We start from the raw sequence: 14,433 nt of genomic DNA, 5'->3' as shown, positions 1-14,433 counted from the left end.
GCGCGGTCACGGTTCTCCTGGCGTGCCATCGGCCGGGAGGAGTTCACGTGCGGAACCGACGCGCCTGGTCTGCGACGCGAACGGTGGTGGCGGGGCTGGCCTGCGGGGTGCTCGCGCTCGCGCTGCCGGGCAGCCACGCGAGTGCGGGGGCGGGCCGCCCTGCGGGCGCGGGGTCCGGAGCCGGGCAGGGCGAACGGGACGCGTCGACCGTGATCGAGTGGATGCGCACGGCGGGTGCCACCATCCGGGCCGAGGCCCACCCGGCCCCGCCCGAGTCGCTCATCTGGGACGCGTACGTCTCCACCGCCGTCTACAACGCCGTCGTCGGCATCGAGGGCCGCTACACGCCGTACAAGTGGGACGGGCGGGCGCCTCGTACGGCCTCGTCCGCGGCGGCCGCCGCCTCGGCCGCGCACCGGGTGCTGCGCCATCACTTCCCCGGAGCCGCGCCCCGGCTGGACACCGCCCTGACCGGCACTCTCGCGGAGATCCCCGACGGTGCGGCCGAGGACGAGGGCGTCGCGTTCGGGAAGCGCGCCGCCGACCACGTCATCGAACTCCGCCGTGACGACGGCCGGGGCGCGTCCGTACCGTTTCCCGCCCGTCCGCGCCCCGGCGTCTGGCGTCCCACCCCGCCCGGGCACGAGCCCTTCGCCAGTGCCTGGATCGGCCGGGTCCGGCCGCTGCTGCTGGACTCCCCGCACCAGTTCCGCCCCGGCCCGCCACCCTCACCGCGCTCCGCCCGGTACGCGCGGGACCTCCACGAGCTGGCGGCCTACGGAGGCCGGACCGGCTCGCACCGGACCCCCGAACAGACGGACACCGCCCGGTACTTCGCCGTCCTCGACCTGCAAGGGGCCCTGGGCGACCACGCCACCCGGCACGGGTTCGGCATCGCCGAGACGGCACGCCTGTACGCGGCGGCCAACACGGCGCAGGCGGACGCCGTCATCACCGCCTGGGACGCCAAGCTCCACTACGGCACCTGGCGGCCCGTCACCGCCATCCGGGAGGCCGACACCGACGGCAACCCGGCGACCCGGGCGGACCGGCGCTGGGAGCCGCTGCTCGTCACTCCGGCCCATCCCGACTACCTCAGTGGGCACGCCACCATGGGCGGTGCGCTGATGCGCATGCTGACCGGGGTCCTCGGCACCTCCCGCGTCGACCTGTACATCCGCTCGACCTCCACCGGCACGTCCCGCCACTACCGCTACGCCCACGAGTACGAACGGGACGTCGTCGACGCCCGGGTCTGGGGCGGGATCCACACCCGGACGGCCGACGAGGTGGGCGACGCCACCGGCCGGCGACTCGCCGCCTGGGCGCTGCGGACGTACTTCCGACCGGTTCCCTGACGCCCTGCCGCGGGCAGCCGATCGAGGACACTTCTGAAAACGATTGTCATCATGCTACGGTCGTGCCGCGTTCAATCATTTACCAGGCCTTGACCGAGGTGTCCCGTGCGCGTCCCCGCTCGTCTCGTCCCCCTCACTGCCCTCAGCGCGGCTTCCGCCCTGCTCACCGGCTGCTTCTCCGGTGGGCAGCCGGCCACCGACGACTCCGGGGCAGGGGGCAAGCGCATACGCGTCGCGATGATGCTGCCCCCGCGCTCGGCGCTGTCCCCGCTGTCCGACGACGCCTTCAAGCTGTCACGCTGGTCCACGGCGGAGACCCTGGTGAAGCTGAACGCGGACGGTGACGCCGAGCCGGCCCTGGCCACCGAGTGGACCCAGTCCGGCCGGAGCTGGACCTTCACCCTGCGCGACGGCGTCACCTTCCACGACGGGACGAAGCTCACCGCCGAAACCGTCGTCAACTCCCTGACCAAGGCCGCCGCCGCCTCCCCCAAGCCCCGCATCCTCGACGGCGTGGACCTGACCGCGAAGGCCGACGGCGACAAGGTCACCGTCACCACCGCCACCGAGGACCCCCTGGTCCCACAGCGGCTCAGCTCCCCGCAGCTGTCGATCCTTGCGGCCAAGGCCTACCGGGGCAAGACCGTCAGCCCCGTCGGCGCGGGCACCGGCCCCTTCGAGCTGACGAAGGTCAACGGCACCTCCTCCGCCGCCCTCGACCGCTACGACGGCTACTGGGGGAAGAAGGCCAAGGCCCCCGGCATCGACGTCCGGTTCGTCCCCGACGGCACCGCCCGTGCCGCCGCCCTGCGCACCGGCGAGGCCGACATCGTCGAGGCGGTGCCGGTCTCGCAGGCGGCGGTGCTGGACCAGGACCTGATCACCGAGGTGCCCATGCCGCGCACCAACACCCTGTACCTCAACACCGAGAAGGGCGTCTTCAAGGACGCCGCGCTGCGGGCGGCGGCCCGTGCGGCGATCGACGCCGAGTCGATCGTGAAGGGCGTGTACGAGGGGCGCGCCGATGTCGCCGAGGGGCTGCTCGGCCCCGCCCTGCCGTGGGCGGCCGAGCTGCGCGAGCCGGTGAAGCGGGCCGAGGCCGGCACCCCGGCCGGCAAGACGATCACCATCGGCACCTTCACCGACCGCGCCGAGTTGCCCGAGGTCGCCGCCGCGCTGCAACAGCAGCTGCAGAAGGCCGGGTTCAAGGTGAAGCTCGACGTCCGCGAGTACGCCAACATCGAGTCCGACGCGCTGGCGGGCCGCTTCGACGCGTTCATCCTCTCCCGCGCCACCGTGCTGGACTCCGGCGACCCGGCCGCCTACCTCTACAGCGACTTCGCCTCCGACGGCTCCTTCAACATCTCCCAGCTCGCGGACCCGGCCGTCGACAAGGCCCTGAAGAAGGCCGGCCGGACGCCGACCGGCGACGTCCGGCGCAAGGCGGTCATCGCCGCCGAGGCAGCCGTACTCGGCACGGACGCGGCCGTGCCCATGCTGCACGAACGCGTGATCCAGGGCGACGCCGCCGGCGTGACCGGTGTCGCCCACGACCCGCGCGAGCGGGAACTGGTCACGGCGGACACCTACGTCAAGTGAGAGCCCGGATACGGCGGTTGGCGGACGCCGCCGCTCTGACCCGCCTGCTCAGTCTGATCGCCGTCCTGGCCGCCGTCGGCCTGCTGCCCTGGCTCTCCGGCCGGGACCCGGCGCTCGCCGTGCTGCGGGCCCGATCCGCCGAGCAGGACCCGACGAAGGAAGCCCTGGACTCCGTACGGCGGGACCTCGGTCTGGACGCCGGGCCCCTGTCCCTGCTCGGCCACTGGGCCTCGGACCTGCTGCACGGCGACCTCGGCACCTCCTGGGTGTCGGGCACCGAGGTCCTGCCCTCGGTGGTCTCCGGGCTCCAGGTGTCACTGGCGCTGATGGGCGCCTCGCTCGGCCTGGCGCTGCTGCTGGCGTGCACCCTGGTCGCGCCGGTGCTGGTGCGGGGCCGGTCCTCGGCCGGGGCCTGGGCCGCGATGCTGGTCGCCATACCCGAGTTCCTGCTGGCCACGGTCGTGCTGCTGGTGTTCGGAGTGTGGCTGGGGTGGCTGCCGACGTCGGGCTGGGCGGGGCCGGAGAACATGGTCCTGCCCGCCGTGGCCCTCGGCGTCCCCGGCGGCGCCCTGCTCGGGCGTCTGGTCGCGGACGCGCTGCCCGCCGTGCTCGACGAGCGGTGGGTGGAGCTGTGGCGGGGCGCCGGGGTGAGCCGGGCGCGGATCGCCGGGGCGGCCCTGCGCCGCGTCCTGCCGCCGCTGGTCCCGCAGTTCGGGATGGTCGCCGTGGGGCTCACCGGAGGCGCGGTCGCCGTGGAGACGGTCTTCGCGGTGCCGGGCATCGGCCGTACCGCGCTCGGCGCGGCCAAGTCACAGGACCTGCCGCTGCTCCAGGGCGCGGTGCTCGCGCTGCTCGCGCTCGGGCTGGTCACGGGCGCGCTGGCGGCGCTCGCCCGGCGGCGGCTGCTGGGCCCGGCCCTGCGGGACGCCTCGCTGGCACTGCCCCCGGCACGGCCGGTGCGCGCACATCCCGCGGTCCCGTTGTCGCTGTTCACCGTCCTCGCCGTCACCATCGGCTGGGGCCTGCTGCGCGACCCGTACGCCGTCAACACCACGGCCCGGCTGGCCGCGCCCTCCTGGGCGCACCCGCTCGGCACCGACGGCCTCGGCCGTGACGTGCTCGCGCGCCTCGGTCACGGCGCCGCCTCCACGGCCGGCACGGCGGCGGCCGTCTGCCTGCTGAGCCTGCTGGTCGCGCTCGTCCTGGGCTTCCTGCCCCGGATCGCGGAGGGCGCCGCGGACATCGCCAACGCCCTGCCCCCGGTGATCGTCGGCATCCTGGTCGCGGCGGCCGTCGGCCCCGGCACCGGCGGCGCGGCCCTCGCGGTCGCGCTGATCTCCTGGCCTGCCCTGTCCGCGCACGCGGCGGCGCTGGTGCAGGAGGTGCGGGCGTCGGCGTTCCTGACCGCCCAACGGGCCATCGGGGCGAGCCCGTTCTGGATCCTCACCCGGCACGTCCTGCCGTCGGTGGCCGCCCCGGTCGCCCGCCACGCCCTGCTGCGCCTGCCGGGCATCGCCCTGGCCCTGGCCTCGCTGGGCTTCCTGGGTCTGGGCGCCCAGCCGCCCGCCCCCGAGTGGGGTCTGCTGCTCGACGAGTCCCGCGCCTATGTGGAGCGCGCCCCTTGGGCCGCCCTCGCCCCGGCGGTGGCGCTGGCCCTGCTCGCGGGCCTCGCGGTGTCGGGCGCGGCACTGACACAGGGCCGGAGGGGACGGCGAGCCACCCCGACTCCGGTCAAGATGACGAAGGAGGCCCCCGTTGGAGTCTGAGCCGCTGCTGTCGGTGCGCGAGTTGCGGATCGCCTTCGACGGGGTCGAGGCCGTGCGCGGCCTGTCCTTCGACGTCCGGCCTCGCGAAGTGCTGGCGATCGTCGGCGAGTCGGGGGCGGGCAAGTCCCTCACGGCCCGCGCGCTCCTCGGCATGCTGCCGCGCGGCGCGACGACGAGCGGGACGATCAGCCCGGACCTCTCGGCCCACCGGGGCCGGCGCGTCTCCCTCGTCCCGCAGGACGCCCTGTCGGCCCTGTCACCCGTGCACCGGGTGGGTGACCAACTCGCCGCCGCCGTGCGGTCGGTGGCCGGGGTCTCGCGCACCGAGGCCCGGGCCCGGGCGGTCGCGGCCCTGGACCGCGTCGGCATCCCGGACGCGGCACGCAAGGCGCGGGCGTATCCGCACGAGTACTCCGGCGGCATGCGGCAGCGGGCCGTGATCGCCATGGCCACGATCAACGAACCGGACATCGTGGTCGCCGACGAACCCACCACCGCCCTCGACGAGGAGCGCCGCGACCAGGTGCTGCGGCTGCTCGCCGAGCAGCGGGAGGCGGTCGGCGCCGCGCTCGTCCTGGTCACGCACGACATGGACGTCGTGCGGGGCCACGCGGATCGTGTGCTGGTCATGTACGCCGGACGCCTCACCGAACTCGGCGCCGCCGACGAGGTACTGGCCCGCCCCCGCGCCCCCTACACGGCCGGACTGCTGGCATCCCTCCCGCAGAACGCGCCCCCGGGCCGTCGCCTCCCCGCCCTGCGCGGCACCCCGCCCGCCCCGGGCGCCCTTCCGCCGGGCTGCGCCTTCGCCCCGCGCTGCCCGCTCGCGGCGGACTCCTGCCACACGGCGGAACCGGAGCCACGGCAGGTCTCCGGCCGCCTGGTCGCCTGCCACCGCTGGGAGGAACTCCCCTACCCGGCCGCCGAGTTGTTCCTGAAGGAGCGGCAGCCCGCATGACCGAACCCCTGCTCGACGTCCGCGACCTGGTCGTCCGGTACGGCCCGGTCACCGCCGTGGACGGCGTCTCCTTCGCCCTGGCCGCCGGCGAGACCCTCGCCCTGAACGGCCCGTCCGGCTGCGGCAAGTCGTCCACAGCTCTGGCGGTACTCCAGCTGCCCCGCCCGGCCGGTGGTGAAGTCCACTTCGAGGGACGTGAGTTGACGGCCCTCACCGAACGCGAACTACGCCCGCTGCGGCCCCGTATGCAGCCCGTCTTCCAGGACCCGTACGGCTCGCTGAGTCCCCGCCACCGCATCCGCGACGCCATCGCCGAACCGCTGAAGATCCAGGGCCGCTGGCATCCCGCCGACGGCCCGGCCCGGGTCGCCGAACTCCTCGACCGGGTCGGCCTCGACCCCGCGTACGGCGACCGCCACCCGCACGAGCTCTCCGGCGGCCAGTGCCAGCGCGCCGGCATCGCCCGTGCCCTGGCGTCCGAACCGCGGCTGCTGGTACTCGACGAGCCGGTGTCGTCACTCGACCCTTCGGTACGCGCGGGCGTGCTGAACCTGCTCGCCGACCTCCAGGACGACCTGGGTCTCGGCTACCTGTTCATCTGCCACGACCGGGCGGTCGTACGGCACTTCGCGGACCGGATCGTCGAGATGCGCGAGGGACGCGTCGGCGTCACTTCCGGGTAGCGGCCTCGATCACCTGGCGGAGCCCCTCGGCGAGCTGCCCGGCCTCGGGAGCGCTCTTCGGGTCGAAGGTCCACTGCGCCATGAGACCCATCATCAGGGTCAGGTAGAAGTACCCGAGGGTGTCCACCCGCTCCTCGGGGACGTCCTCCTCGCGCCCGCCGTGGAAGAGCGTGACGATGCCGCGCGCCCCCTCCCGCTGGGCCCGTGCGAGATGCTCCCGCACCTCCGGCAGCTGGTCGCCCATGGCCACGATCTCCATGCTGAGCCGCCACATCGAACCGGGCTCGCGCATGGTGGCGATGATGTTCGCCCACACCGCGGCGAACCGCTCCGGCGACCCCGGTTCCCCGCTCAGCTCGCCGCCTCCCTCGAAGGCTTCGGACATCCCCTCCACCATCTCGACGTACGCCCGCGCGAGCAGCGCGTCCTTCGAGCCGTAGTGGTAGCCGATCGACGCCAGATTGGTCCCCGACTCCTTGACGATGTCGCGCGCCGTCGTGCGCACGAACCCCTTCGCCATCAGGCAGCGCTTGGCGCCTTCGAGCAGATCCTCACGGTGTCCCATGGCTCGTCACCCTACTCCGACATCCAGACGTCCGTCTTATACAAACGTCCTAGACAAGCGTTTAAGACGCCCGTACAGTCCTGCCCCATGACGACGAACCCACACCCTCCCGCCCGCGCCGGCCGCCGCGAATGGACGGCTCTCGGCGTGCTGATGCTGCCGCTGCTGCTGGTTTCGATGGACGTGTCCGTCCTGTACTTCGCGATCCCCGCGATCAGCGCGGATCTGGAGCCGAGCGCCACCCAGCAGCTGTGGATCTTCGACATCTACGGCTTCGTCCTGGCCGGCCTGCTGATGACGATGGGCTCGCTCGGCGACCGCATCGGCCGCCGCAGGCTCCTGCTGGTCGGAGCCGCCGCCTTCGGTACGGCCTCCCTGGTCGCGGCCTACGCCAACAGCGCCGAGACCCTGATCGCCGCCCGCGCCGTCCTCGGTATCGGCGGCGCGACGCTGATGCCGTCCACGATGGCGCTGGTGCGCACGATGTTCACCGACCCCGCGCAGCGCACCAAGGCGATCGGGGTGTGGTCCGGTGTGATGACGGCCGGCATCGCGCTCGGCTCGGTGATGAGCGGTGTGCTCGTCGAGCACTTCTGGTGGGGCTCGGTCTTCCTGGTCAACCTGCCCGCGATGCTGCTGCTCCTGGTCCTTGGTCCAGTCCTGCTGCCCGAGTCACGCAACCCGCGCCCCGGCCGCTTCGACCGGGTGAGCGTGCCCCTGTCGATGGCGGCGGTGCTCCCGGTGATCTACGGCCTGAAGGAACTCGCGTCGGAGGGCTGGAACGTGCGGTACGTGATGTCGGTGACGGTCGGCCTGCTCTTCGCCGCCCTGTTCGTCCACCGCCAGCGCACGGCGGTGTCCCCGCTGATCTCGCCGGAGCTGTTCCGGGACCGCGGCTTCACCCCGGCCGTCGTCCTCAACCTCGTCGCCGCCTTCGGCATGATGGGCTCGGCGTACTTCACGACCCAGTACATCCAGTCGGTCCTGGACAAGAGCCCCCTCGAAGCCGCGCTGTGGAGCCTGCTGCCGTCGGTGCCCATCGGGCTCGCGGCGCCGGTCGGCGCACGGCTCGTGCAGCGGGGCGTTCCGCGCGCTCACGTCGTCGGCGCGGGCTTCGCCGTCAGCGCGTGCGGTTACGTGATGCTGGCCCTGGCCGGAACGGACTCCCTCTGGCTGCTGCTGGCCGCATGCGGCGTCCTGGCCTGCGGCATCGTCGCCGTCATGTCCCAGGTGGCGGACCTGGCCCTGAGCGCCGCTCCGGTGGAGAAAGCCGGCGCGGCCTCGTCCCTGCTGGAGACCGGGACGGAGTTCGGCGGCGCGCTGAGCATGGCGTTCCTCGGCTCCATCGGTACGGCCGTCTACCGCCACGAGATCCCGGCCCCGGCCCCCGCTCCGGCCCGCGAGACACTGGGCGGCGCCCTGGCCGTCGCCGACCGGATGCCGGGGCGCGCGGGGGACGCCCTGGCGACGGCGGCACGCGAGGCCTTCACCAGCGGCATGCACGCGGCGGCGATCACGGGCGCGGTGCTGCTGGCCGGTGCGGCGGCAGCCGCGGCGGTGACCCTGCGGCGGGTCCACATACGGGAAAACGCCGGACGAGCTGATCGACTCAGCCCGTCCGGCGTGTGAGGACGAACCCGTTCAGGGCGAACGGGGGCCCGGGGGCGTCAGCCCCCAGGGAGCATCAGACCAGGTTCACGGAACGAGCCGAGGTCGCCCCGATCTCCGCCGCCACCTCGGCCAGGACACCGGGGTTGACCGTGTCGTCCACGGTCAGCACCGCAAGCGCCTCGCCGCCGGCCACGGCCCGGGACACCTGCATGCCGGCGATGTTGATGCCCGCCTCGCCGAGGATGCGGCCCACCGTGCCGACGACGCCCGGCCGGTCCTCGTACTTCAGGACGACCATGTGCTCGGCGAGCGCGAGGTCGACATCGTACTCGCCGACGGCGACGATCTTCTGCAGGTGCTTGGGACCGGCGAGCGTGCCGGAGACCGACACCTCCTCGCCGTCGGCGAGGGTGCCGCGCACGGTGACGACGTTACGGTGCTCGGTCGCCTCCGAGCTGGTGGTCAGCCGCACCTCGACCCCGCGCTCCTGGGCGAACAGCGGGGCGTTGACGTACGACACCGTCTCGTCGACGACGTCCTCGAAGACACCCTTGAGGGCGGACAGCTCCAGCACCTTCACGTCGTGCTGGGTGATCTCGCCGTACACCTCGACGTCGAGGCGGACCGCGACCTCACCGGCGAGCGCGGTGAAGATCCGGCCCAGGCGCTCGGCGAGCGGCAGACCCGGCTTGACGTCCTCGGCGATGACGCCGCCCTGGACATTCACCGCGTCCGGCACGAGCTCACCGGCGAGCGCGAGACGCACGGAACGGGCGACGGCGATACCGGCCTTCTCCTGCGCCTCGTCGGTGGAGGCACCGAGGTGCGGGGTGCACACGACCTGGTCGAACTCGAAGAGCGGCGAGTCGGTGCACGGCTCCTTGGCGTACACGTCGAGGCCGGCACCGGCGACCCGGCCCTCCTTGAGGGCGGAGTACAGCGCCTCCTCGTCGACGATCCCGCCGCGCGCGGCGTTGACGATGCGCACGCTCGGCTTGACCTTGCGCAGCGCCTCGTCGCCGATCAGGCCGAGGGTCTCGGGGGTCTTGGGGAGGTGGACGGTGATGAAGTCGGAGACCTCCAGCAGCTCGTCCAGCGACAGCACCTTCACGCCCATCTGCGCGGCGCGGGCCGGCTGCACGTACGGGTCGTAGGCGACGACCTTCATGCCGAAGGCGGACATGCGCTGGGCGACCAGCGCACCGATCCGTCCCAGACCCACGACACCGAGGGTCTTCTCGGCCAGCTCCACGCCCGTGTACTTGCTGCGCTTCCACTCGCCGTTCTTCAGCGCGGCGTTGGCCTGCGGGATGTTGCGGGCGGTGGCGAGGAGGAGACCGCAGGCGAGCTCGGCGGCGGTCACGATGTTCGAGGTGGGGGCGTTGACGACCATCACGCCGGCCTTGGTGGCGGCGGAGACGTCCACGTTGTCCAGGCCGACGCCGGCTCGCGCGACGACCTTGAGCTTGTTCGCGGCGGCGATCGCCTCGGCGTCGACCTTGGTGGCCGAACGGATCAGGATCGCGTCCACCTCGGCGATGGCCGGGAGCAGCTCGGCCCGGTCCGCGCCGTTGCACTGCCGGATCTCGAAGTCCGGGCCCAGCGCGTCGACGGTGGCGGGCGACAGCTCTTCAGCGATGAGTACGACTGGTTTCGAGCTCACGTGAGTCCTCACAAGTCCAATGCTGCGGACGGCCGTCCCGACGGCCGCAGGCGGTGGAGGGATGCTTGCCGCGTGGAAGACGCACGACGCTGTGGGCCTGACGCGTATGTGTGCAGCAGTCTAGTGGCGCACGGGGCGTCGTCTTGTGCCGCTGCGGAAGGATCACCCGTCCGTGGCCGGACGGGATGGACAACGCCGTACCACCGACGTTACCCCGGGTCAGCCGAGAGGGCCGGAGCCTGTCGCTCCGGCCCCCGGCCGTGAGGCTTACGCCTCCTCGTCGACCCAGCTCATGAGCTTGCGCAGCTCCTTGCCGGTGGTCTCCAGCAGGTGCTCGGAGTCCTGCTTCTTGTACTCGTTGTACTTCTTCAGACCGCCGTGGTACTCGTCCATCCACTGCCTCGCGAAGGAGCCGTCCTGGATCTCGGCGAGGACCTTCTTCATCTCGGCCTTGGTGGCGTCCGTGATGATGCGCGGGCCGGTCACGTAGTCGCCCCACTCGGCGGTCTCGGAGATCGACCAGCGCATCTTCTCCAGGCCGCCCTCGTACATGAGGTCCACGATCAGCTTCAGCTCGTGCAGGCACTCGAAGTACGCGATCTCCGGCTGGTAGCCGGCCTCGGTCAGCGTCTCGAAGCCCGCCTTCACCAGCGCGGCCGTACCACCGCAGAGGACGGCCTGCTCACCGAACAGGTCGGTCTCGGTCTCCTCGGTGAAGGTCGTCTTGATGACGCCGGCGCGGGTGCCGCCGATGCCCTTGGCGTACGACAGGGCCAGCGCGAAGGCGTTGCCCGTGGCGTCCTGCTCGACGGCGGCGATGCAGGGAACGCCGCGGCCCTCCTCGTACTGGCGGCGGACCAGGTGGCCCGGGCCCTTCGGGGCGACCATGCAGACGTCCACGCCGGCCGGGGGCTTGATGAAGCCGTAGCGGATGTTCAGGCCGTGGCCGAAGAACAGCGCGTCGCCGTCCTTCAGGTGGGGGGCGATGTGCTCCTCGTAGACCTGGGCCTGGATCGGGTCCGGGACGAGGATCATGATGACGTCGGCCTCGGCGGCGGCCTCCGACGGCGTCACCACGCGCAGGCCCTGCTCCTCGGCCTTGGCCTTGGACTTGGAGCCCTCGTGCAGACCGACGCGGACGTCGACACCCGAGTCACGGAGCGACAGCGCGTGGGCGTGGCCCTGGCTGCCGTAACCGATGACCGCGACCTTGCGGCCCTGGATGATGGACAGGTCGGCGTCGGCGTCGTAGAACAGCTCGGCCACTTTGGGTTCTCTCCTCGGGAGTGCAGGTGTTGCGTCCCACCGTATGACGGGGGGCGGAAGGGAAGTCTGAGGGTCTCGGAATACGGGCGGCCGACGGCGCGCCGACCGCCCGATTCAGGTCTTAAGCCGACCGGTCCAGGGCGCGCAGCGACCGGTCCGTGATGGAACGGGCACCGCGGCCGATCGCGATCGTGCCGGACTGGACGAGCTCCTTGATGCCGTACGGTTCCAGCATCTTGAGCATGGCGGACAGCTTCTCGCCGGATCCGGTGGCCTCGATGGTGACGGCCTCCGGGGAGACGTCGACGGTCTTGGCGCGGAACAGCTGGACGATCTCGACGATCTGGGAGCGCGTCTCGTTGTCGGCGCGCACCTTCACCAGGACGAGTTCGCGCTGCACCGCCTGCGACGGCTCCAGCTCGACGATCTTCAGCACGTTGACGAGCTTGTTGAGCTGCTTGGTCACCTGCTCCAGCGGCAGGTCCTCCACCCCCACGACGATGGTGATCCGGGAGATGTCGGGGTGCTCGGTGACGCCGACGGCGAGCGAGTCGATGTTGAAGCCGCGGCGGGAGAACAGCGCGGCGATCCGGGCGAGGATGCCGGGGGTGTTCTCCACCAGGACGGAGAGCGTGTGCTTGGACATGATCTCTTCGGTCTCTCTCGCTCAGTCGTCTTCGTTGTCGCCGAAGTCGGGGCGGACGTCCCGGGCGGCCATGATCTCGTCGTTGGAGGTGCCGGCGGCGACCATCGGCCAGACCATCGCGTCCTCGTGGACGATGAAGTCGACGACGACCGGGCGGTCGTTGACCGAGTTCGCCTCTTCGATGACCTTGTCGAGGTCGTCCGGGGACTCGCAGCGGATGGCGTAGCAGCCCATGGCCTCCGACAGCTTGACGAAGTCGGGGACGCGGGTGCCGCGGGCCTCGGGGTTGACGTCGTCCGGGCCGGAGTGCAGCACGGTGTTGGAGTACCGCTGGTTGTAGAAGAGGGTCTGCCACTGGCGGACCATCCCGAGGGCGCCGTTGTTGATGACGGCGACCTTGATCGGGATGTTGTTCAGGGCGCAGGTGGTGAGCTCCTGGTTGGTCATCTGGAAGCAGCCGTCACCGTCGATGGCCCAGACGGCCCGCTCGGGTGCGCCGGCCTTGGCGCCCATGGCGGCCGGGACGGCGTAGCCCATCGTTCCGGCGCCGCCGGAGTTCAGCCAGGTGCCCGGCTTGTCGTACTCGATGAAGTGGGCGGCCCACATCTGGTGCTGGCCGACGCCCGCCGCGAAGATCGTGCCCTCGGGGGCGAGCTGCCCGATGCGCTCGATGACCGCTTGCGGGGACAGCGAGCCGTCGTCGGGCTGGTCGTAGCCGAGCGGGTAGGTCTCGCGCCAGCGGTTCAGGTCGTTCCACCACATGCCGTAGTCGCCCTGGTGGCCCTCGCTGTGCTCCTTCTGCACGGCCTGGATCAGGTCGGCGATGACCTCGCGGGCGTCACCGACGATCGGCACGTCGGCGGCGCGGTTCTTGCCGATCTCGGCCGGGTCGATGTCCGCGTGGACGATCTTGGCGAGCGGCGCGAAGCTGTCCAGCTTGCCGGTGACGCGGTCGTCGAAGCGGGCACCGAGGGCGACGATCAGGTCGGCCTTCTGGAGGGCGGTGACGGCGGCCACGGAGCCGTGCATGCCCGGCATGCCCAGGTGCTGCGGGTGGTTGTCGGGGAACGCGCCGAGCGCCATCAGGGTGGTGGTGACGGGCGCGCCGGTGAGCTCGGCGAGGACCTTCAGCTCTGCGGTGGCCTTGGCCTTGAGCACGCCGCCGCCGACGTACAGCACGGGCCGCCTGGCCTGGGTGATGAGCTTGGCGGCCTCGCGGATCTGCTTGGCGTGCGGCTTGGTGACGGGCCGGTAGCCGGGCAGGTCCATGGTGGGCGGCCAGGAGAAGGTGGTCTTCGCCTGGAGCGCGTCCTTGGCGATGTCGACCAGGACCGGGCCGGGGCGGCCGGTGGAGGCGATGTGGAACGCCTGGGCGATGATCCGCGGGATGTCCTCGGCCTTGGTGACGAGGAAGTTGTGCTTGGTGATCGGCATGGTGATGCCGACGATGTCCGCCTCCTGGAAGGCGTCCGTGCCGATCGCCTTGGACGCCACCTGGCCGGTGATCGCGACCAGCGGCACGGAGTCCATGTGCGCGTCGGCGATCGGGGTGACCAGGTTGGTGGCGCCCGGGCCCGAGGTGGCCATGCAGACGCCGACCTTGCCGGTGGCCTGCGCGTAGCCGGTGGCGGCGTGACCGGCGCCCTGCTCGTGGCGGACCAGGACGTGGCGCACCCTGGTGGAGTCCATCAGCGGGTCGTAGGCCGGGAGGATCGCACCGCCGGGAATGCCGAATACCGTGTCGGCGCCGACCTCCTCGAGGGAACGGATGAGGGACTGCGCGCCCGTCACCTGCTCGGGGGCGGAGTGCTGTCCTCCGGATCGGGGCCGGGGCTGCGGGTGATGGGCCCCGGTGGCCTGCTCGGTCATCGGCATTCTCTTCTCAGATGCTGAGGGTTTTTGCGAGGTTTGTGCGGTTTTCGGCTGCTGCGCAGAGGGTGCCTGTGCAACAAAAAACCCCTCGTGCCGTAAGGCAAGCGAGGGGAGCGCGCCGGGTGGGGTCGCTGAGCGGTCGAGGCTCAGCGTCAGCCGACGCGCTTTCCAAGTACGAGAATTCGGGTGCGCATGGCACAGACCCTCCCCCCGGCACGCACTCACTGTCAAGTGGGTGGGACGGGAGTCTCATTATGTGAGCAGAGGGCCGTGCCGCCTCCGATGACGGCGGACACCCCCGAGCTGTACACCCGCGAGGCACCGCCCGCGAGCGCCGGTTCGGCCGGTCCGTGCGGCATCGGATAATGGCCGGAAGCGAGCGCCCGGCGCAGCCGGTACTCGTCGAGCGGCCCGGAGAACGCCATGCCCTGCCCGTGGGTGCAGCC

12 protein-coding genes are annotated in these 14,433 nt (G+C 71.9%); 6 read left to right on the top strand and 6 right to left on the bottom strand.

The window, feature by feature from the left end:
- Positions 1 to 47 precede the first annotated feature (47 nt).
- From GTY47_RS20990 to GTY47_RS20970, 5 genes are all read left to right on the top strand, one after another.
- Positions 48 to 1,358: a vanadium-dependent haloperoxidase gene (locus tag GTY47_RS20990; RefSeq protein ID WP_231911112.1), complete on the top strand. Its 1,311-nt coding sequence runs from the start codon at positions 48 to 50 to the stop codon at positions 1,356 to 1,358.
- 105 nt (positions 1,359 to 1,463) lie between these two features.
- Entirely contained in the window at positions 1,464 to 2,957 is a 1,494-nt protein-coding gene (locus tag GTY47_RS20985; RefSeq protein WP_010048643.1) for an ABC transporter substrate-binding protein, read from the top strand.
- Positions 2,954 to 4,723: an ABC transporter permease subunit gene (locus GTY47_RS20980; RefSeq protein WP_050810347.1), complete on the top strand. Its 1,770-nt coding sequence runs from the start codon at positions 2,954 to 2,956 to the stop codon at positions 4,721 to 4,723. Before GTY47_RS20985 ends, GTY47_RS20980 begins: the two co-directional genes overlap by 4 nt.
- Positions 4,713 to 5,681 (top strand): ABC transporter ATP-binding protein, encoded by a 969-nt coding sequence (locus GTY47_RS20975; protein ID WP_010048641.1) that lies wholly within the window; start codon positions 4,713 to 4,715, stop codon positions 5,679 to 5,681. The genes GTY47_RS20980 and GTY47_RS20975 overlap by 11 nt, the downstream gene beginning before the upstream one ends.
- Complete coding sequence (locus GTY47_RS20970) at positions 5,678 to 6,364, top strand: dipeptide/oligopeptide/nickel ABC transporter ATP-binding protein (RefSeq protein ID WP_010048640.1); 687 nt, start codon at positions 5,678 to 5,680, stop codon at positions 6,362 to 6,364. Before GTY47_RS20975 ends, GTY47_RS20970 begins: the two co-directional genes overlap by 4 nt.
- Here the strand turns inward: GTY47_RS20970 and GTY47_RS20965 are convergent.
- Entirely contained in the window at positions 6,351 to 6,929 is a 579-nt protein-coding gene (locus tag GTY47_RS20965; protein ID WP_010048639.1) for a TetR/AcrR family transcriptional regulator, read from the bottom strand. The genes GTY47_RS20970 and GTY47_RS20965 overlap by 14 nt on opposite strands.
- 87 nt (positions 6,930 to 7,016) lie before the next feature.
- Between GTY47_RS20965 and GTY47_RS20960 the strand changes: the two genes are divergently transcribed.
- A complete protein-coding gene (locus GTY47_RS20960; protein ID WP_029181788.1) occupies positions 7,017 to 8,558 on the top strand; it encodes an MFS transporter in 1,542 nt (513 codons plus the stop codon).
- 55 nt (positions 8,559 to 8,613) lie between these two features.
- On the opposite strand, the gene serA is transcribed toward GTY47_RS20960, so the two are convergent.
- From serA to GTY47_RS41090, 5 genes are all read right to left on the bottom strand, one after another.
- A complete protein-coding gene (gene serA / locus GTY47_RS20955; RefSeq protein WP_010048637.1) occupies positions 8,614 to 10,203 on the bottom strand; it encodes a phosphoglycerate dehydrogenase in 1,590 nt (529 codons plus the stop codon).
- Between the two features lie 267 nt (positions 10,204 to 10,470).
- Positions 10,471 to 11,469, bottom strand: a complete 999-nt coding sequence (gene ilvC, locus GTY47_RS20950; protein WP_010048635.1) for a ketol-acid reductoisomerase — start codon at positions 11,467 to 11,469, stop codon at positions 10,471 to 10,473.
- A 121-nt stretch (positions 11,470 to 11,590) separates the two neighbouring features.
- Positions 11,591 to 12,115, bottom strand: coding sequence for an acetolactate synthase small subunit (gene ilvN / locus GTY47_RS20945; protein WP_010048631.1), 525 nt, complete (start codon positions 12,113 to 12,115; stop codon positions 11,591 to 11,593).
- 21 nt (positions 12,116 to 12,136) lie between these two features.
- Positions 12,137 to 13,984 carry an acetolactate synthase large subunit gene (locus GTY47_RS20940; RefSeq protein WP_010048628.1) on the bottom strand — a complete coding sequence of 616 codons (1,848 nt, stop codon included), beginning with the start codon at positions 13,982 to 13,984 and terminating at the stop codon, positions 12,137 to 12,139.
- A 230-nt stretch (positions 13,985 to 14,214) separates the two neighbouring features.
- Positions 14,215 to 14,433, bottom strand: a 219-nt coding sequence (locus GTY47_RS41090) for a hypothetical protein (RefSeq protein ID WP_158688485.1), incomplete at its 5' end; no start/stop codon positions are given.

Source organism: Streptomyces sp. SID5464 (assembly GCF_009862985.1).
Classification (GTDB): Bacteria; Actinomycetota; Actinomycetes; order Streptomycetales; family Streptomycetaceae; genus Streptomyces; species Streptomyces chartreusis_D.
Note: the sequence above shows the minus strand (reverse complement) of the source record. Positions and strands in the feature narration are given on the sequence as shown.